The sequence below is a fragment of the Candidatus Dadabacteria bacterium genome (assembly GCA_026706695.1).
Classification (GTDB): domain Bacteria; phylum Desulfobacterota_D; class UBA1144; order Nemesobacterales; family Nemesobacteraceae; genus Nemesobacter.
The window spans coordinates 1-17637 of the sequence record JAPOYE010000103.1 but is presented as its reverse complement, the minus strand read 5'-3'; the positions used below and the strand labels follow the sequence as shown (position 1 = coordinate 17637).

The window sequence follows — 17637 nt, the reverse complement described above, 5'->3', positions numbered from 1 at the left end:
TAGCGGTCCTCGGTGAGGCGGCCCTTCACGAAATCGCCCAGGAAATTTCCTATCAAGCACTCCGGGTCATCCCCGGCAAGGCGGATATGGGCAAGGTAGTTCATCTGCTGGCATCACCCGGAACTCAGCCGCTCAAGCAGCTTGTTTATTCTTCCGACCATACTTCCGGGATTCTCCATGTACCCGGCGGCCAAAAGCGCGTTATCAAAGAGTTGCTCAACTATGACTGCGGCGAATTCCGTGTCTTTTTCTCTCATGGAAGCAAGGTTCTTTATAAGCGCGTGGTCGCCGTTTATCTCAAGGCGGACAACGGAACGCATGTCGGCGCCAGCGCTTATGTTCCTCATGATCCTCTTCATCCCCTGGGTCATGGTGGAATCTGAGTTAAACGCGGCGGCGGGGCTCTCAACGAGCCTCCTGCTCATGCGCACGTCCCCGACCCTCTCGCCAAGCACTTCCTTCATCCAGCCGCAAAGAGATTTTTCCTCCTCGGAAGGACGTTCTGAAGAACTCTCCGCATCCTTATCCGCAACTCCTACGTCGACACTGTCGGCGGAAACAATCTTTTTTTCCTCATACTCCCCGAGAGTCGACATCACGAATTCGTCAATCGGCTCGTATATAAAAAGAACCTCTATATCCTCTGAGCGGAAAAACTCCATGTGGGGCCCGTTCTCAAGAGTGTCCCTCGCGGAACCGAACAGGTAATAGATCTCCTCCTGGCCTTCGCGCATCCCCGAGAGGTAATCCTTAAAGGAAACCAGTTCCCCTTCCCCCTTGCGCGAGGACTCGAAGCGGAGCAGCCCCCGAAGCTGCTCCTTGTGCTCAAAATCCGAGGCCACTCCCTCCTTTATGAAAAACCCGAACTTGCCGTAGAAATCACCGTAACTCTTGGGGTCGTCAGCCGAGTTCTGCTCGAGGAACTTTATGAATCTTTTAGCGATGGCGGAATTAAGCTTCCTCACAAGAGAGCTGTCCTGCATGGTCTCCCTTGAGATGTTAAGAGGAATATCGGCGCTGTCCACCACGCCCTTAAGGAACCTCGCCCACTCGGGAAAAAGATTCTTGGGAGAGGCATCTATAAGAACCCTCCTTGAGTAAAGACCCACTCCCGGGTCCATTCTCCCGAATCCAAGGCGCTCCATGTTGTCCTCCGGCACGAACAGAAGCACGTTCATGTCAATCGGGGCCTCCGAGGAGAAATGAAGCCTGTATCTCGGTTCGTCAAAGGAGTTTGTCTGGAACCTGTAAAAGCCCCCGTACTCCTGATCCGTAATCTCGCTCCTGTTGCGAAGCCAGACGGCTTCCGTGGTGTTTATCTGCTCGCCGTTTAGCTTAAGAGGGAAGGGAACAAACGCGGAGTATTTTCTGAGAATATCCCCTATCACGTCCGGATCTGAGTATTCCTTTGCATCCTCCCTTAAAGACACGATGACCTTCGTTCCCCTTCTGTGCCCTTTTCCCTTTGTTATCTCGAACACTCCGTCCCCGCTGCTTTGCCAGACGAGGTGCTCCGAGTTCTTCCTGTAGCCGCGGGTCACTACCTCAACCGAATCGGCGACCATAAAGGAGCTGTAAAAGCCCACTCCGAACTGCCCGATCAGGTCTCCCCCCTCGGTCCCGCTTTTCTCCATCGCGTCAAGAAAGCTCCTTGAGCCCGAGCGGGCTATAGTTCCCAGGTTCTCAACAAGCTCCTTTCTGCTCATTCCGATGCCGTAGTCGGTAAAGGTGATCGTATTGTCCTCACTTGAGGTGGATATTTCGATTTCAAGCGGGAGAGCCTCGTCGTATATCTCTTTTTCGGTAAGCTGTATGTACCTCAGTTTCTCTAGCGCGTCAGAAGCGTTTGAAACAAGCTCCCTGATGAATATCTCCTTGTCCGTATAGAGGGAATTGATCACGATATCCATCAGCCTTCGCACTTCGGCCTGGAACTCGTGCTTTTCAGTTTTCTCCCTAGTCATCTGAAACCTCCATTAAGCGGCAAATTCCGCTTGGAAAAATCTTTTTTCACATTAGTAAAAATAAGACTGATTGCTCCCTTGACAAGTGCACGCCACCCGAGAACCGTTTTTTTATACGGTAAATGTCCCAAGACAACGAGCCTATCGGGGAAAGCTCGGAAGAAAGACATGGGGTCAGGTCTTGATGATATCTAGAAGACAACCCTACTTACGCCCTATGGCCTCTCCCCAGGCAAAAGCCGCAAGCGCTCCGGGGGTATCCTTCCACTCATCAAGCTCGCGGCGCCAGCCATCGAACTGCTCCCGGGTGGCAATCCCGTACATCGTGGCCGCCGAAACGGTGGGCGGAGAGAAAAACCAGGCAGCAATGAAACCGTGTAGAAAATCAATGTCTTCAGCCGCCGAGAAAGGCTCAAACGAAACGCTAGCGCTTATATCCCGGAAACCGGATTCGATAAAAAGCCGCTTGAGTTCCCTGCCGATCTGAGGGTGGCCCCCGTTAGCCCCGATAAGCTTCGCGAACGTTTCCCATCCGTCTCTCATCGAAGGCTCAAGGAACGAAGAGTCAACAAACATCTCCCGGCTTGAGATGATACCGCCGGGCTTCAGAACCCTACGAACCTCCGTCAGAACGGCCACCGTGTCCGGGGCGTGCATGAGCACGGCGTGGCAGTGGGCGACGTCAAACGAGTCATCCTCAAAGGGCAGATCCGTCACGTCGGCGGTCTGGAATGTCGCGTTTCGGTGTCCGCCGGCCTCCGCGGCGGCTTGTGCGATCTCGATCTGCGAGGCCTCCATATCGACGCCGAAAAACTCTCCGGGTGAAACCGCCTCTGCCAGTCCCACCGAAATCGTTCCGGGGCCGCACCCGAAATCAAGAACCCGCATGCCCGGCTCAAGGTGCGGGAGCAGGTGCGCGGCGCTGGTCTGCGCGTTGCGGCGCCTGAGCAATTTCTGAAAATCGTCGCTGTATCCCATGGTGTAGGTGGCGTTGGAAACATCTTGGGTCTTGTTGCTGTTCATGGATTTCTCCTCAGTATCTTTGGCAAATCATTATAGACCCTGGGTGGCACATTTAAAAGCCCCGGGAAACCGGAATCCGAAAAAAAACTTGGGCAGAGTCCTCTCCACAATCCGCTGTCCTCTTTCAAACGCTCGCCGGAAATATTCACCCTTTGTTGACTATTGTTCCGGGCCTTTTATTATTTTCCGGGGGTTTCGCGTTGGGTAAAAGCGCTTTTCCGCCCATGTTTATAAAAACAATGTCGTAAAAGTCATGAGCACCAGAAGAAAACCTAAAATAAAAACGCCGGAGAGAGACATCCCGTCTCTTGACCTCTCCGCAAGACCGAGAAGAAACCGTAAATCCCCTTCCGTAAGAAACCTCGTGCGGGAAACTTCGCTTCTGCCGGGAGATCTTGTGTACCCGCTTTTTATCCACGATAAAAACGGCGATGAGGAAATAGAATCGATGCCCGGATGCAAAAGGTGGAGCATCCAGGGTCTTGTGGAGGAAGTGAGGCAGTCCCACAGTCTGGGCGTCGGGGCGGCAATGATTTTCCCGGCAATCGAAGACGGTCTTAAATCTCCTTTCGCCGAGGAGTGCTATAACCCGAGGGGCCTTGTGCCAAGAGCCATAGCCGCCATTAAAAAAGAGGCTCCGGAAGTCGCCGTCATAACGGATATCGCCCTTGATCCGTACTCAAGCGACGGGCACGACGGCGTGGTGTCCCCGTCCGGGGAAATACTTAACGATGTAACAGTCGAAGTGCTCTGCAAGCAGGCTCTATGCCATGCAGCCGCGGGAGTCGACATAGTCGCCCCAAGCGATATGATGGACGGGAGGGTCGGAGCGATCAGGGAGACTCTTGACGAAGAGGGTTATACAAACGTTTCGATAATGTCGTACACGGTAAAGTACGCCTCCTCTTTTTACGGACCTTTTCGCGGAGCGCTTGACTCAGCACCCAGAGGCGGGGACAAGATGACCTACCAGATGGACCCCGCAAACTCAACGGAAGCCCTGAGGGAGCTCATCTTGGATGAAGAAGAGGGTGCGGACATGGTGATGGTGAAACCCGCAGGGTACTACCTGGATCTGGTATCCCAGTTTCGGGAGAACACGGACCTGCCGGTGGCGGCCTATCAGGTAAGTGGCGAATACCTAATGATAAAGGCAGCCGCGCAATCGGGGTGGCTTGAGGAGGAGAAAATAATCCTTGAAAGCCTTCTTAGCATAAAAAGGGCCGGAGCTGACATCGTAATCACCTATTTTGCGAAAAAGGCGGCTGAAATTCTTAGCAGAAACCAAGGGTAAGGAAAAACCCGATTCACCAAGCACTTTACAAAACTTTATAGTCGTATAAAATTCCGTTTCTCGAAAAAAACGCTGGATAAATAAAATGAAAAAAGACATTCACCCAGATTACAACTACGTGGTCTTCAAGGATTCGTTCACCGGGCATATGTTCCTTACTCGCTCGACCAGAACATCGGAGGAAACCACTAAATGGGAAGACGGAAACGAGTACCCGCTTATAAGCGTGGAAATCTCGAGCGACTCTCACCCTTTCTATACTGGAAAGGAAAAGCATTATAAAAAAGAAGGCAGGGTCGAGAAATTCCGCCGCAAGTACCAGGGAAAGTCCACCAAGAAAGAGACCGCGGAAACTGAATCACAGTAAAAAGATTTCAGAAGTCCTCCATTCTTGTCATAAACAACTGACGCAAGATTCCAGATCCGCCTAGCCCTCAAACTAGCGCAATGATGAACAGGCGAGGGAAGGGGTACAGCGTACGGTTCCCCGAATCCTTGGGATAGGCATCCCGAAGTCGCTGTTTATATGTTTTTAAGAACCGGTTCCGTTCAGTATCGCGCAGACCATTTAGAATCGGGCGAAGACCGCTACCCATAACCCATTCAAAAACAGGATCATCGCCTTCCAGCGCATGGAGATAGTGCGTTTCCCAGATATCAAGGCGCCGCGTACAGGGAGAAAGGATATCGTAGTAGAACTCTGAATCCTCAACCCACTTGTTTGACAAGGTGGCAAGAAGCGCAGCGTCACCGACGGGGGTCCCACCGGGACCGCCCTTGGCCAACGTATCCCGCATCAGGCGGTGAGACGGAAGATCCCAGCTAAGCGGCATCTGGACCGCAAGACAGCCTCCCGGGTTAAGGTAGCTCACCAGACGCGTAAACAGCTCAGAGTGACCATCAACCCAGTGCAAAGACGCATTGGAATAGATAAGGTCCGGGGTTTCCTCCGGCATCCAACTGCGGATATCGGCATCCGCCCAGTGTATGGTTGACGGTTCCGCAGCCGCCTCGGCAAGCATCTGCGGTGAGTTATCAATACCGTAGACCTTGGATGAGGGCCAGCGTTCCGCCAGAAAACGGGTTATGTGGCCCGAACCGCAGCCCAGATCATAGATCACACCTAGCGCTTCAAGGGGTATACGATCCAGCAACTCAAGGGCCGGTCGCAGGCGCTCCCGGGAAAACTTCAGGTACTGACCGGGGATCCAGCGCGTTCCGGCAACTTCACCCTGGTGCGCTCTTTGCGACATGCGATTTCCTCGCTCCACCCCTCGGATATGTCCGCACGGTTTTTGTGCGGAGTGGTCAGCAATGTCGTCTTTTTAACTTCAGGAACTATGATTAGTCGCCGCTCAGGTAACTTACCACGTCATCCTGAATGGACTCGTCCACGAGTTCCCTCCACTCCTCATTGCCACTTGCTATCGACTCGCGTATTTTGGTAGCCGATATGAACCCTATGTTCTCAGGCGGGAAAAACTCGTTCATCTCGTAACCGACTCCCCTGCCCCAGTTTACCGATTCAATGTCCGGAATCACCATCACGACCACGTCATCCCCCTTGCTCCCGTGATATTTTCTTATCATTCCGACGGTCTGTTCCGTGGTGAAGGGATTTTTCGGGTCGGGAGGGATATCCCTTACCATTATCAGGCACGGAACTCCATTGTCGAGCTTCTGCCTGACAAGGCTTATGTGCCCGGCGTGGTATGGCTGATACCTGCCGATGAATATGGCTCTTCTGGAAGAAGAAGGCTTTATGTTTGGATGACCGTGATTTTTACATTCCCAGTTGCTCATTATTTACCTCGTCGAGTGGATTAAAAAAAGATTTTTACTAACTGAAAGACGCACGGATTATACACACGTCCGGATTTTTTTCAACAGCGATCAGGCAGAAAACTCCTAACGAATTGCAAGGGGAAAAGTTCAGACAGAAGGCATATGCGCCTTTTTCTCCGACGTGCCTCCGAGCAGATCGATAAAACCGCCGAAAGTCCGCCTGCTGAGATCTGAAAGGGCATCTATGTACTTTGGAGTCTCGGATCTTATAACATCGGGATTTATTTTGCCGCCGAGTTCTTCGATTTCCTTTTTGTTCACCGGAGTGACAAGCCAGCGCTCTATCATTGGCGCGTCCACCTCGAGGTGGAACTGGAACCCGTACACCTTGTCCCCGTATCGAAACGCCTGATTCGCACACGCGGGGGAAGTGGCCAAGTGCACGGCGCCCGGCGGAATCTCGAAAGTATCCCCGTGCCACTGAAAGACCTTTTCAACCGCGCCGAATGCACCCATAAGACGGTCCTCTCCCCCCTCTTCGGTAGGGGAAACGTCGTACCAGCCGATCTCTTTTTCCAGGTTTTTGTTAACCCGGGCTCCAAGGGCCTTGGCAATCAGTTGCGAACCGAGACATACGCCGAGCACCGGAGCGTCCATTTCGATAAACTCCCTTATGGATTCGGTCTCCGGTACGAGGTAAGGATACTCCTCGGTCTCGTCCACGTTCATCGGCCCCCCCAGAACAACAAGACCGTCGTAATTGCGGAGTTTGGGGATCTTGTAGTTTGAACGGCCGAAGTTTACGTAACGTATCCTGAAACCGGCATCCCTTAGCATCGGGTCAAGCGTTCCCAGTATCTCGTGAGGGACATGCTGGAAGACAAGCAATTTCGGCATGAGGCAGGATTTTAACCACTTTTCCGGCCCCTGTCATTCCGCCGGGCCGGGAAAAGTTCAGATCTCCCACCTGCCGCGCAGGGTCTTCTTCAGAAGAGAGGATTCAAGCGCAAGTAGAAACTCCTTTCTTGAGATTTCTCTTCCTCCGAGAGTCCTCATATGATCCGTCGGAACCTGGGAATCTATGAGATCAAAACCGGATTCCCAGCATTTTTGCGCCAGATGGAAAAGGGCCACCTTGGAAGCGTCGGTTTCGAGGTGAAACATCGATTCTCCGAAAAACGCGCCGCCGAGAGACACTCCGTAAAGACCGCCGACAAGTTTCTCATCCAGATATATCTCAAAAGAATGAGCGTAACCCAGTTCATGCAGTTTCCCGTAAGCCACCTTCATTCCCTCGGTTATCCACGTCCCGCTCTGCCCTTTCCTCTGGACCTGCGCGCAGTTCTCGACAACCGCGGCGAAATCCGTATCGGCCCTCACTGAGAACTTTCCGGAAGCTACTGTCTTTAAAAGGGTTTTTGAGAACTTGAAGTCCCCCGGAAGAAAAACCATTCTCGGGTCGGGAGAAAACCATAAAATGGGGTCTTCCTCGGAATACCAGGGGAAAATGCCGTTTTCGTAGGCCAGAAGAAGTCTCTCGGGAGAAAGATCCCCTCCGACCGCCAGAAGCCCTCCCGGCTCCGCTTCGGACGGACCGGGAAACATTATTCGGGAGTCGAGAAAGTAAACGGTCATCGGTTCCGGGTAAAATCTTTTTAGCGTGCCGGCCGCTTACTCAGGAAAATCCCTCGGGTTTGCCGGTTCACTGAAGATCCTGCTTCCCCCAGGTCCTTTCGATAAAGCCAGCCCTCCCCGAACCTATTTTGTAATTGCCGTAGTGAATCGGGTTTTTCTTGTAGTAATCCTGGTGGTATTCCTCCGCCCTGTAAAAGGAAACGAACTTCTCTACCGAGGTGACTATCGGCTTTTTGAATTTGCCCGACTCCTCGAGTTTCTTTTTCGAGAGAAGAGCCTTTTCCTTCTGCGAATCGTTATGGTAGAAGATAGCGGTTCTGTAGTGCCTTCCCCTGTCGGCAAACTGCCCGTCTACCTGGGTTGGATCGATGTTTATCCAGAAAGTCTCAAGAAGGGTTTCGTAGTCTATCTTCGCGGGATCGTAAACGACCCTTATAGCTTCCGCGTGGCCCGTTCTACCCTGCCAGACCTGCTCGTAGGTAGGATTTTCCTCCTTTCCCCCCGAGTAGCCCACCACCGTCTCGACAACCCCGTCGAGACTGTCAAAAGGAGGCTCCATGCACCAGAAGCATCCTCCGGCGAAAGTCGCTTCCATGTAACCGCTGTTTTTCCCGCTTTCCATCTTTTTAACCTCCCCTACACTTTCGTTGTACACGGGAAAAGCCGCGCCCGCAAGCACAATAAGCGCCAAGACAAAAACCCTGGACCAGAAATCGCGTCTCATTTTTCCTCACACCAAGCAAAAACCGGGAAATTTCGACTCTGAGGACCCGCAGAGCCGCCCCCAGACGGGAATCAGTTGTAAACCCTTATTTCGTTATAAAGCGCGTCTCTCTCAACGGGAACGTACCCCGAATCCCGGATCATCTTTATCATGAAATCCCTGCTGTGACCCACTTCCGAGGGGGCGCCCGCGTCGTGGATGATCTTCTCCCTCATTATCGTTCCGTCCGCGTCGCTCGCACCGTAATGCAGTGCCACTTGGGCCGCTTTTTCCCCGAGGGTGATCCAGTAGGACTTTATGTGAGGGAAGTTGTCAAGATAGAGCCTCGCAAGCGCGTGAACCTTCATGTCGTATGAGGCCGGGAAAGGTTTTACATTCTTAAGACCCGTGTTCTCCGGCTGGAAAAGAACGGGGATGAACGCAAAAAACCCGGGGAACTCGTCCTCTATTCTTCTAAGCCTCTCCATGTGGTCAACCACGTGGAAGGGCTTTTCAAGATGACCGTAGAGTATGGTGGCGTTTGTAGGGATGCCGAGCGTGTGGGCCAGGCGGTGGATTTCCTCCCACCTTGTCGCGACCGTCTTCGGGGCGCAGATCTTCTTTCTCACCTCTTCGTGCAGTATCTCCGCTCCCCCGCCCGTAAGCGCGTCAACGCCCGCGTCCTGAAGGGCGAGAAGCACATCCTTAAGAGAAAGGCCGCTTATCTCCGAGAACCAGTCGATCTCAACAGCGGTGAAGGCCTTTACGTGAATATCCGGGAAGTGGCGCTTTATCATCTTCACTATGTCCAGGTAATGATCGAACTCCCAGTCAGGGTGAAGGCCGCCGACTATGTGAACCTCCCTCATCTCCTCGCTCAGCATGGAAAGCATCTGCTCGTCCGAGAGTTCGTAGGCGTTCGCGGACTTCTTCGTGGTCCCGAAAGCGCAGAACCGGCACGATATAGCGCAAATGTTCGAAGGATTTATGTGGCGGTTCACGACGAAATAGACCTTTTCCCCCGATTTCTTTCTCTTAACGTAATCCGCCATCATGCCGACGGTGTTAAGATCGGGGGAATCAAGTATCGAAAGCCCGTCTTCAAAGGAAAGCCTGCGGCCCTCGGCGACCTTCTCCATTATGGGGAGCAGGTTCGGGTCGGTGCAGAAACTCTCGGTCAGCTCCAGTACTCGCTCCATCTCGTCTCAACCTTGTCCTTTATATCCTCCGACATCTCTATTACCGGAGGATACCACTGCTTCACGGTGGCGTCGATTCCCATCCTGCCGTCGTAAACGACCGCTGAACCCCGAAGTTCCGTATGTTCAAACAGAACATCCAGATAAGGATCGAACCTAGTAAAGATACCCCAGATAAGCTCCATGTCATCAGTTAAATCTATATCCGGGCTCACAAGGGCGATTATGCGCACCCCTTCAAGGCCCGGAGTCTCAAACAGCCTGCGTATCATCTCCTTGGGATCGGTCCGGGATTCATCTATCCGGACGGCGCAGAAACCTCCCGAAAGAAGCCTGAATCCTGTTATATCCTGGTGTTTTTCCCTGGGATCGGGAACCTCCCTGGCGTAGGTTTTTCTCTCCGGGGAGTTTTTCCTTACCGCGTTTATTCCCATCTTGCTTCCCACGTTAAACTTGTTGCTCGTAAAATCAAGGGTGTCAAGCGGAGCCCACTGTATCATGAGGAAATCCTCCCTGGGATCGAAATTCTCCCCTATTTCGTGAAGCACCGCGGAGAAATCCCTGGGGTTAACGTCGCTTGAAACACAGATCATGCACTTTGTGAGGAGCAGCTGTCCCGTCCCCCAAAGCGCAAGCATGGCCTTTATCCCGCCCTTGGGATAGCGCTCGTCGACTGAGACCGCAAGCAGGTTATGAAATCCGGCCTCGGGGTAAGCCCACATGTCCTTTACTTCGGGCTGTATTATCTTTATAAGAGGGGAGAACATCTCGCCCGCTGCGATGCCGAGGTAGAGGTCTTCCTGCGGAGGCTTTCCGACCACGATGGAGGGGTACACGGGGGTTTTTCTGTGGGTTATCTCGCTCAGGTTAAAAACGGGGAAATCGGCCTCCATCGAGTAGTGACCGAAATGATCGCCGAATGGCCCTTCCTGTCTCAGCACGTCCCTCGGAACGGAACCCTCGAGTATGAATTCCGCCTCGGTCGGGACGTGAAGCGAAATGCTCTTGCCCTTCACCATGGGCATCGGGCTTCCGCGAAGATAGCTCGCAAACGCAAGCTCGTCCATGCCGTCTGGAAGCGGGGCGACGGCGGAGAAGATCATCCTTGGGTCTCCTCCGAGGATCACCGCGGCTTCGAGGTCTCTTCCCAGTTTTTTCGCCTCGTGGTAGTGCGCGGCTCCTCCCTTGTGCGCGTGCCAGTGCATCCCGGTGGTCCTGCTGTCATATACCTGAAGCCTGTAGATCCCGAGGTTTCTTGAGCCCGTAGCGGGATCCCTCGTCAGCACCAGGCCAAACGTCACGAACTTTCCCCCGTCGCGCGGCCAGCATTTCATCACGGGAAGCTTCGAGAGATCGGGTTCGGTTTCAACCTGCTGAACGTCGCCACGCCTTACCTTCTTGGTTCTCATGGAAAGAAGGCCGGTGGCCTTTGGAAGCACGGAAAAAATTCCCTGTATCGAGGGAGGATTAACCTTGCGGAATATCTCGACGAGTTCCTCGCCGACCGAGGCGGGTTTTCTGCCGAGAGCAAGCTCTACCCTCTGCTCCGTGCCGAAGAGGTTTATCACCAGGGGAAAATCTGATCCCTCCACGTTTTCAAACAGAAGGGCGGGGCCGCTTTCCCTGACGGTCCGCGACGCTATTTCCGTTATCTCAAGCTCGGGGGAGACCTCGGTTTTTATTCTCTTCAGGTCGCCTATGCTTTCAAGATGGCTTATAAAGCTTTCGAGATTCCTAAAACCTTTTGTGGACATGAGAAAAGACTACTCGAGTTCGTCCCTCCTCCATCCCCTGCCGGTATCGACGCCGACTAGGCCTAAGAGCTTGTCCACGTATCCGCTCACCACGTCCGAAATCGATTCGGCGCCCATGTAGTCAGTCGGAGAGATCGGCGCGATAACGACTCCCTCGCGGGAAAGCTTAAGGGCGTTCTCAAGGGCGATTGTGCCAAGCGGCGTCTCCCTGAGAGCGATTATGAGCCTTCTTTTCTCCTTTAGCGCCACGGCCGCTATTCTCGTTATCAGGGTATCGGCTATGCCGTTTGCGATCTTGGCAAGCGTTGATACAGAACACGGCACTATGACCATGGAATCGAAATGATTGCTTCCCGATGAAAAAGGAGACGCAAGATCGGAATCGCTGTAAATGTCGGTCACCCAGGGACGCAGTTCCTCGACCTTGAGGCCGAGTTCCTCGTGAAGGACTCTTTTGCCCCACTTGCTCGCCACCAGATATTTCTCATCAGGGCACCTTCTGAGGAAATCAACCCCGTAAGCGACCCCTGAAGCTCCAGTAATTCCGACTATGGTTCTCATGGTCAGGGTAAGTATATACCCGCGAGGGTGAAAAACAAAACCGCAAAACCTATCAGGATGTTGGTTCTGAAAAAAGCGGAATCAACCTGTCCGAAGCTCCTGTGCTCAAGGTAAAGGAGGTAGCCGCAGAGCAAAAGCGGCAAAAGCGCCAGGAAGCCGCGAAACGAAAGAAGGTAAAGAAAAACAAGCGAAACGAACGAAAGCAGGTGGCAGATCCTGGAAACAGAAAGCGCTTTCTCTTTGCCGAAACGGGCGACAAGGGAGAAAACGCCGTGGCGGCGGTCAAACTCCTCATCGGCGGTGGCGTATATGATGTCAAACCCCGAAATCCAGAGGAAAGTGAAAACCGAGAGCACGACTGCCGGAAGCATCTCCTCAAAAGAGCACCTCACGGCAAGCCATCCGCCAAGCGGACCGAGCGCAAGGGAGAGCCCCACGCCGAAATGACAGAGGCTCGTAAATCTCTTCATCAGCGGATAGACAGCAAACGCCACAAGCGGAATCGGGGAGAGAAGGAAGACAAGCGGACATATAAGATAGGCGCAGACAAAGTAAAGCAGGGCTCCAACGGCCGTCACAGCCACAGCCTCGCCCATGCTCATTTTGCCCGAGGGAAGCTCTCTCTGCGTGGTTCTCGGGTTCTCCCGGTCTATTTCCCGGTCAAAAATCCTGTTAAGCGCCAGAGCGGCGGTTCGCGCCCCCGTCCCCGCAAGGATAATCAGCACGAAAAGCCGGGCACTGAATATCCCGCCGGCGGCGAGGAAAGCCCCCGCGAAGATAACCGGAAGTGAGAAAAACGTGTGCTCTATTCTTAGAAATCCCGAGAGATTCTTTAAAAACGTCATTTTGGATACGGAATTCTACCGGATGTTTCATCTGCGCGAACGGTCTTTTGGGCGGATAGCCACCCGCAGAGAACGTGTCCGCAGCCTATTTTGCCTGTCATCTAAAATAACAGTAATCTTCTCAAACACATCGGAAATTTCAATGAAAATCAACATTTTGAGTCTGGAAACAAACCATGGAAACATGTGAAGCGCTTGTTTTAAGGAAATCAAATTACGGGGAAGCCGATCTGATTGTAACCCTTTTCTCAAGGGAACTCGGAAAATTCAGGGCGCTTGCCAAAAACGCGAAAAAAAGCCGAAAGCGCTTCGGGGGACGCCTTGATTTCTTTAACCGCCTGGCAATCGAAGTAGCCTTGAACAAAGGAAGGTTCAATCTCATCGGGGACGTGACCTTGAAGGAAAGCTACAGGGAAATAACGGAATCGGTTGACTCCTTCGTCGCGGCGAACCGCGTTTTGGAGCTGCTTGATTTCCTAACCCCCGAACAGGAACCCGCAGACAAGCTGTTCGACCTTGCGACAGACACCCTGGGTTTTCTCTCGGAAAAACGGGGGCCGCACTCCGTTTTTCTCATTTTTCTCCTCCGCGCGTTAACCCTTTGCGGCTACAGGCCCGATTTGCGCTTTGACAGGGAAAAAGAGATCGCGGGGTTTGACGTAGAGAACGGAAAGCTCAGCAGTCTTGAGAAAACACAGGGGAAAAGGAACATCTATCCCTTCCACATGGACATAATGAGACATCCTGAAATCATGGACACAAACCTAGAGAAGGTAAAAAACAACATACGGATTCTAATGAGATACACCGAATACCGTACCGGAAGGCGTCTTGAGAAAACCGGGTTTGCTGACGAAACCTGAGCATGAAGCGTAGAGTCTCCGACGGAGACCGCCCGGGTCAGGTCCTGTAATCGGAATTGATCGAAACGTACTTGTGGCTTAGATCGCTTGTGAGAATCGAGTAGGCAGCCTCACCCTCCCCGAGACTAAGCGTTACGGTAAAGGACGGTTTTTTAAACACTCGGGCAAACCTTGATTCCGGTTTAGACCTTACCCCTTTTGAAAACACCTCCACTCCTTCAAAATAAAGCTTTATTTTTTCCGGATCGAATTTCACGCCGGCCCTTCCGGCGGCCGCCACTATCCTTCCCCAGTTCGCATCCTCCCCGTAAAACGCGGTCTTAACGAGCTGGGAAGTGGCTATCGTCCTCGCGATTTTCTCGGCGTCCCTCTCGGTCTTGGCTTCCGTAACACTGATCCTGACAACCTTCGTGGCCCCTTCGCCGTCGCTTACTATCATCCGGGCAATCTCCCCGCATAAAGACGAAAGCACGTCTACGAACCTGCCGTAATCCCCGCTTTTCTCCGTGATCTGCTTGTTTCCCAGAACCCCGTTCGCGAGGATAAAGACGGAGTCGTTGGGGGAAGTGTCCCCGTCAACCGTTATGGCGTTAAAAGAACCGCTTGCCGCTGCCACAAGAGCTTTTGAAAGAGCTTTTCGCTGAATATTGAGGTCGGTCATTATAAAACAGAGCATGGTCGCCATGTCAGGACATATCATCCCCGCCCCCTTGCCGATAGCCGAGACGGTGGCGGTCTTCTCTCCCACGGCAAGCTGCCTTGACGCGTACTTGGGAAAGGAATCGGTCGTCATGATGGCTTCGGCCGCCTCGCGGACATTATTTTCTCCAAGAGCTTTTATGAGCTTGGGAATGGACTTTTTGATTTTCCCGACGCGAAGCCATTCCCCCGTAACCCCGGTTGACGAAGGGATCACAAGCGATTTATCTATTCCGAGCCGCCCGGAGAGCGTGTTTGCAACTTCGAGCGAGTCTTCATAGCCCTTTTGGCCCGTAAAAGCGTTAGCGTTTACGCTGTTTATTATCAGCGCCTGGCAGAGCCCGCCTGCGATTCTCTCCTGCCCGACAAGCACAGGGGCGCCTTTTATCAGATTTTTCGTGAATATGGCGGACGCGTGGGCCGGAACCGTTGAGAATATAAGCGCCAGGTCCCTCTTTTCGTTTTTCTTAAGTCCGGCGGATACGCCGCTTAGCAGAAATCCCGGTACGTTTTTCATATCGCAAGTGCCCGCAACTCAGATTTCTCCGAGGCGGAATTCAGCCTTGGTATTCAGTATATCCAAAAATAACAGCACGCATGTTATTTACTCAACGCGGTCCCAACTATCAAACCATATGAGTCGTGATGGTTGCCTGATTCGGTGCGATCGCTCACGAGGTATAAACTTCCGCCGGATATCTCCACAGCCTCGCTTGGTATTTCAGATGATGGCTATAATTAAGATTACTTCTGGGAAGAGATGAGCGGCTTCAGTTGGTCATGATACGAAAACGTACGAACAGGCAGCTCGTCATGCCTTGGAATCAGATGCCTCCACTCTTTTTTGAGCAGCATGGCCAGTGTCTTGTTGTAAGATAGCTCTAACGGGGAATAGGAGTTAAGGACTTTCATCATAACCATAGCCCCTTTAAACTGAGAAATCAGGAATTGAGGAATCAGCTTCGTATTAATTCCATCCGGAATCACCCCTAATTCCGCGCAGTCTCCTACGCATACCTCAAACCCGTCTTCAGTTTTCTGGAAGAACGTATCAATAAGGGAATGAAATCTCTGGTTTATGGAACCTTGTTCCAGATCTATCCTCGCAATAAAACTGCCCGTACGTAAACAAAGGTCTCGCTTGGCGTAAACTCCCTCTACATAGAACCTGATAAAGCGCTCAAGGGGATTGATATCGCGGTTAAGGAGAATTTCTGATACGATTTTCTCCTGATAATCGACGTGAATTCCGAGTATCTTCAGTCCTAACTCCTCCTTACTTTCGAAATGGTAGTAGAAATTACTCTTGGAAATCCCCGTCGCCTTTATGAGCATGTCAATGGAAGTTCCATTGTATCCGTAAAAACGAAAAAACTCGTAGGCGGTCTCGATAATTTTATCTTTGTTGGTAGGTCTCATCCTTATATCAACTATTAAACTTCGCAGAGAAGCTTCTGTCAATGAACTTGAGAAGTGATTACAGCATGATATGGAACAGTTGGTCCTTAATTGACGACACTGAGAATCAAAGTGTCACCAGTTCCGGAAAAACTAATGCCGGCAGTCGTATCCCCCCAGTTCTCACGTAAGGGCAGAACTCCGTTCGCGGCGATAAAAATACCCGCGGATACCCTTTCGGGCAAGTAAATCATTACAAGCAGGGAAAGCGCAGTCAGCGCCGAGAACAAATCTTTTTTGAAGCGCACTTTCTACCCCGGCAAGTCACTTCCTCGCGACCAGATGGGCCTAAATTTTCCACCATGTGCTTATTCAGAAAGGGGGATGGCGTTTTGAAAACTCTTACGCCCGGTGTCATTTCTTTTGATCGTCCGTTCAGCTTGCTTCATGGCCTGAACCGGCAATCTCGCTTATGTCACTGATCCCGTTTTTATCCATAAACTCTAAAAGCCCCCTGTTTATCGAGTTCGCGACCGAAAGACCCTCTCCGCGAAGACCCGTGACCACTTGGAGGGCCTTTGCGCCCGCACAAAGCTTCTCAAGCGCAGAAGCCGTGTCGAAAACGCCCCCGACCCCGATTATCTCAAGCTCCTCGCCCGCGGTGCGGTAGATGTGGGAAATAATTGACGTTGAAAGCGACCTGTACTCAGAATCGTTTCCGCTTATTCCCCCAGGAAGACCTTCCCACTTCGCGCCGTACTTTGCCTTGATGGCCCGGTTGTCACTTGTGTTGGTGGCGATTACGCCCGAAATCCCGGAATCGATCACGACCCTGAGGAGATCATCGATCGCCTCCAAGGAAAGATCCGGGGAGATTTTTACGAACAATGGTTTCCCCGCGCCCGAGGAATCCACAAGTGACTCCGTTACAGCGCGTATTATCTCCCCAAGGCGCCCTCCGTCCTGAAGCTTTCTGAGCCCCAGGGTGTTTGGGGAACTCACGTTTATGGCGAAGTAGGCGGCGTCGGCGCGGAATTTCCGCGCGACAGCGGCGTAGGCCCGCGAGGCGTCCTCATGGCTTGTGTCAGAATTTATGCCCAGGTTTATTCCCACGGGCATATCGAGGCGTCCGTACCCCCTGAGGTTCTCTAAAACAGCGTCCATCCCCGGGCTGTTGAGGCCAAGGGAATTAAGACACACATCGGGGGTTACCATGAACTGCCTGGGTTTGGGATTTCCCCTCTGGGGCCTCTCGACGACCGAGCCCACCTCGACCCCCGCAAACCCAAGCGAGTAAAGCGCCCGAAGCGCTCTCCCGCTCTTGTCCCATCCGGCGCCCACGATAAGCGGGTTTTCAAAAGGCACGCCGGCCACGCTGACTCCGAGCCTTTTGTCCCTGACCCTAGCCCCGCCGCTTGCGGAGAACTCAAGGAGTTTCAGAGTAAGGCCCGAGAACTCGCAGAAGTGCATGAGTTCCTTTACGTTATGGTGCCACGTTTCTGAATCAAGACGGTCAAGAACTGGCCTTAGAAAAGTTTTATAGATCATGCCTTTTGGAGAATTCTATCCGAACAAGGCGTCGGCAGGCAAAACCGGACCCGGAACCAGGCACGGGCAACTCAGACGTTGAACCTGAAAAACATGACGTCCCCGTCGCAAACCTCGTAATCCTTTCCCTCAAGCCTCATTTTTCCGGCATCCCTTACCATCTGCTCGGAACCTTCCCTCACGTAATCCTCGTAGGATATGGTCTCGGCCCTTATAAAGCCCCTTTCAAAGTCGCTGTGGATGATCCCGGCCGCCTGGGGCGCCCTGGTTCCGCGTCTCACCGTCCAGGCTCTCACCTCTTTCGGCCCCGTGGTGAAATATGTAAGAAGCCCGAGATTTGAGTACGCGCAGTTAACAAGCCTGTCA

At 52.6% G+C, this 17637-nt stretch carries 19 protein-coding genes; 3 read left to right on the top strand and 16 right to left on the bottom strand.

Annotation, left to right across the window (positions count from 1 at the left end):
• The 3 genes from OXG10_07940 to OXG10_07930 form a co-directional block, all read right to left on the bottom strand.
• On the bottom strand, positions 1-104 hold a 104-nt coding region (locus OXG10_07940), incomplete at its 3' end, for a DUF479 domain-containing protein (protein ID MCY3827285.1).
• A 9-nt stretch (positions 105-113) separates the two neighbouring features.
• Entirely contained in the window at positions 114-1964 is a 1851-nt protein-coding gene (htpG, locus tag OXG10_07935) for a molecular chaperone HtpG (GenBank protein ID MCY3827284.1), read from the bottom strand.
• Positions 1965-2168: 204 nt separating this feature from the next.
• Positions 2169-2987 (bottom strand): methyltransferase domain-containing protein, encoded by an 819-nt coding sequence (locus OXG10_07930; protein ID MCY3827283.1) that lies wholly within the window; start codon positions 2985-2987, stop codon positions 2169-2171.
• 253 nt (positions 2988-3240) lie between these two features.
• Between OXG10_07930 and hemB the strand changes: the two genes are divergently transcribed.
• Entirely contained in the window at positions 3241-4281 is a 1041-nt protein-coding gene (gene hemB, locus OXG10_07925) for a porphobilinogen synthase (protein ID MCY3827282.1), read from the top strand.
• An 85-nt stretch (positions 4282-4366) separates the two neighbouring features.
• Positions 4367-4648, top strand: coding sequence for a type B 50S ribosomal protein L31 (locus tag OXG10_07920; GenBank protein MCY3827281.1), 282 nt, complete (start codon positions 4367-4369; stop codon positions 4646-4648).
• Positions 4649-4715: 67 nt separating this feature from the next.
• Here the strand turns inward: OXG10_07920 and OXG10_07915 are convergent, their stop codons facing one another.
• The 9 genes from OXG10_07915 to ubiA all read right to left on the bottom strand — a co-directional run bounded on the left by OXG10_07915 (position 4716) and on the right by ubiA (position 12763).
• A complete protein-coding gene (locus OXG10_07915; protein ID MCY3827280.1) occupies positions 4716-5534 on the bottom strand; it encodes a methyltransferase domain-containing protein in 819 nt (272 codons plus the stop codon).
• A 91-nt stretch (positions 5535-5625) separates the two neighbouring features.
• Positions 5626-6084, bottom strand: a complete 459-nt coding sequence (locus OXG10_07910; protein ID MCY3827279.1) for a hypothetical protein — start codon at positions 6082-6084, stop codon at positions 5626-5628.
• Between the two features lie 129 nt (positions 6085-6213).
• On the bottom strand, positions 6214-6963 hold the full coding sequence (locus OXG10_07905) for a gamma-glutamyl-gamma-aminobutyrate hydrolase family protein (protein MCY3827278.1): 750 nt from the start codon (positions 6961-6963) through the stop codon (positions 6214-6216).
• 57 nt (positions 6964-7020) lie between these two features.
• Positions 7021-7701 carry a leucyl/phenylalanyl-tRNA--protein transferase gene (gene aat / locus OXG10_07900; protein MCY3827277.1) on the bottom strand — a complete coding sequence of 227 codons (681 nt, stop codon included), beginning with the start codon at positions 7699-7701 and terminating at the stop codon, positions 7021-7023.
• A 67-nt stretch (positions 7702-7768) separates the two neighbouring features.
• A complete protein-coding gene (msrA, locus tag OXG10_07895) occupies positions 7769-8323 on the bottom strand; it encodes a peptide-methionine (S)-S-oxide reductase MsrA (GenBank protein MCY3827276.1) in 555 nt (184 codons plus the stop codon).
• Between the two features lie 173 nt (positions 8324-8496).
• Positions 8497-9603 carry an aminofutalosine synthase MqnE gene (gene mqnE, locus OXG10_07890; protein MCY3827275.1) on the bottom strand — a complete coding sequence of 369 codons (1107 nt, stop codon included), beginning with the start codon at positions 9601-9603 and terminating at the stop codon, positions 8497-8499.
• Positions 9582-11357, bottom strand: coding sequence for a menaquinone biosynthesis decarboxylase (locus tag OXG10_07885; protein MCY3827274.1), 1776 nt, complete (start codon positions 11355-11357; stop codon positions 9582-9584). The genes mqnE and OXG10_07885 overlap by 22 nt, the downstream gene beginning before the upstream one ends.
• A 9-nt stretch (positions 11358-11366) precedes the next feature.
• Entirely contained in the window at positions 11367-11918 is a 552-nt protein-coding gene (locus OXG10_07880) for a UbiX family flavin prenyltransferase (protein MCY3827273.1), read from the bottom strand.
• 2 nt (positions 11919-11920) lie between these two features.
• On the bottom strand, positions 11921-12763 hold the full coding sequence (gene ubiA / locus OXG10_07875) for a putative 4-hydroxybenzoate polyprenyltransferase (GenBank protein MCY3827272.1): 843 nt from the start codon (positions 12761-12763) through the stop codon (positions 11921-11923).
• Positions 12764-12939: 176 nt separating this feature from the next.
• Between ubiA and recO the strand changes: the two genes are divergently transcribed.
• Entirely contained in the window at positions 12940-13626 is a 687-nt protein-coding gene (recO, locus tag OXG10_07870) for a DNA repair protein RecO (protein ID MCY3827271.1), read from the top strand.
• Between the two features lie 37 nt (positions 13627-13663).
• On the opposite strand, the gene argJ is transcribed toward recO, so the two are convergent.
• The 4 genes from argJ to OXG10_07850 form a co-directional block, all read right to left on the bottom strand.
• Positions 13664-14842: a bifunctional glutamate N-acetyltransferase/amino-acid acetyltransferase ArgJ gene (gene argJ, locus OXG10_07865; protein ID MCY3827270.1), complete on the bottom strand. Its 1179-nt coding sequence runs from the start codon at positions 14840-14842 to the stop codon at positions 13664-13666.
• A gap of 227 nt (positions 14843-15069) precedes the next feature.
• A complete protein-coding gene (locus OXG10_07860; GenBank protein ID MCY3827269.1) occupies positions 15070-15744 on the bottom strand; it encodes a TetR/AcrR family transcriptional regulator in 675 nt (224 codons plus the stop codon).
• Positions 15745-16158: 414 nt separating this feature from the next.
• A complete protein-coding gene (locus OXG10_07855; GenBank protein ID MCY3827268.1) occupies positions 16159-17271 on the bottom strand; it encodes a quinone-dependent dihydroorotate dehydrogenase in 1113 nt (370 codons plus the stop codon).
• A 71-nt stretch (positions 17272-17342) separates the two neighbouring features.
• Positions 17343-17637, bottom strand: a 295-nt coding sequence (locus OXG10_07850) for a DUF933 domain-containing protein (GenBank protein MCY3827267.1), incomplete at its 5' end; no start/stop codon positions are given.

Bases quoted from the DNA above. Each gene is read 5' to 3' on its own strand.
- htpG (MCY3827284.1), bottom strand. From the start codon at position 1,964: ATGACTAGGGAGAAAACTGAAAAGCACGAGTTCCAGGCCGAAGTGCGA.
- OXG10_07930 (MCY3827283.1), bottom strand. From the start codon at position 2,987: ATGAACAGCAACAAGACCCAAGATGTTTCCAACGCCACCTACACCATG.
- hemB (MCY3827282.1), top strand. From the start codon at position 3,241: ATGAGCACCAGAAGAAAACCTAAAATAAAAACGCCGGAGAGAGACATC.
- OXG10_07920 (MCY3827281.1), top strand. From the start codon at position 4,367: ATGAAAAAAGACATTCACCCAGATTACAACTACGTGGTCTTCAAGGAT.
- OXG10_07915 (MCY3827280.1), bottom strand. From the start codon at position 5,534: ATGTCGCAAAGAGCGCACCAGGGTGAAGTTGCCGGAACGCGCTGGATC.
- OXG10_07910 (MCY3827279.1), bottom strand. From the start codon at position 6,084: ATGAGCAACTGGGAATGTAAAAATCACGGTCATCCAAACATAAAGCCT.
- OXG10_07905 (MCY3827278.1), bottom strand. From the start codon at position 6,963: ATGCCGAAATTGCTTGTCTTCCAGCATGTCCCTCACGAGATACTGGGA.
- aat (MCY3827277.1), bottom strand. From the start codon at position 7,701: ATGACCGTTTACTTTCTCGACTCCCGAATAATGTTTCCCGGTCCGTCC.
- msrA (MCY3827276.1), bottom strand. From the start codon at position 8,323: ATGGAAAGCGGGAAAAACAGCGGTTACATGGAAGCGACTTTCGCCGGA.
- mqnE (MCY3827275.1), bottom strand. From the start codon at position 9,603: ATGGAGCGAGTACTGGAGCTGACCGAGAGTTTCTGCACCGACCCGAAC.
- OXG10_07885 (MCY3827274.1), bottom strand. From the start codon at position 11,357: ATGTCCACAAAAGGTTTTAGGAATCTCGAAAGCTTTATAAGCCATCTT.
- OXG10_07880 (MCY3827273.1), bottom strand. From the start codon at position 11,918: ATGAGAACCATAGTCGGAATTACTGGAGCTTCAGGGGTCGCTTACGGG.
- ubiA (MCY3827272.1), bottom strand. From the start codon at position 12,763: ATGACGTTTTTAAAGAATCTCTCGGGATTTCTAAGAATAGAGCACACG.
- recO (MCY3827271.1), top strand. From the start codon at position 12,940: ATGGAAACATGTGAAGCGCTTGTTTTAAGGAAATCAAATTACGGGGAA.
- argJ (MCY3827270.1), bottom strand. From the start codon at position 14,842: ATGAAAAACGTACCGGGATTTCTGCTAAGCGGCGTATCCGCCGGACTT.
- OXG10_07860 (MCY3827269.1), bottom strand. From the start codon at position 15,744: ATGAGACCTACCAACAAAGATAAAATTATCGAGACCGCCTACGAGTTT.
- OXG10_07855 (MCY3827268.1), bottom strand. From the start codon at position 17,271: ATGATCTATAAAACTTTTCTAAGGCCAGTTCTTGACCGTCTTGATTCA.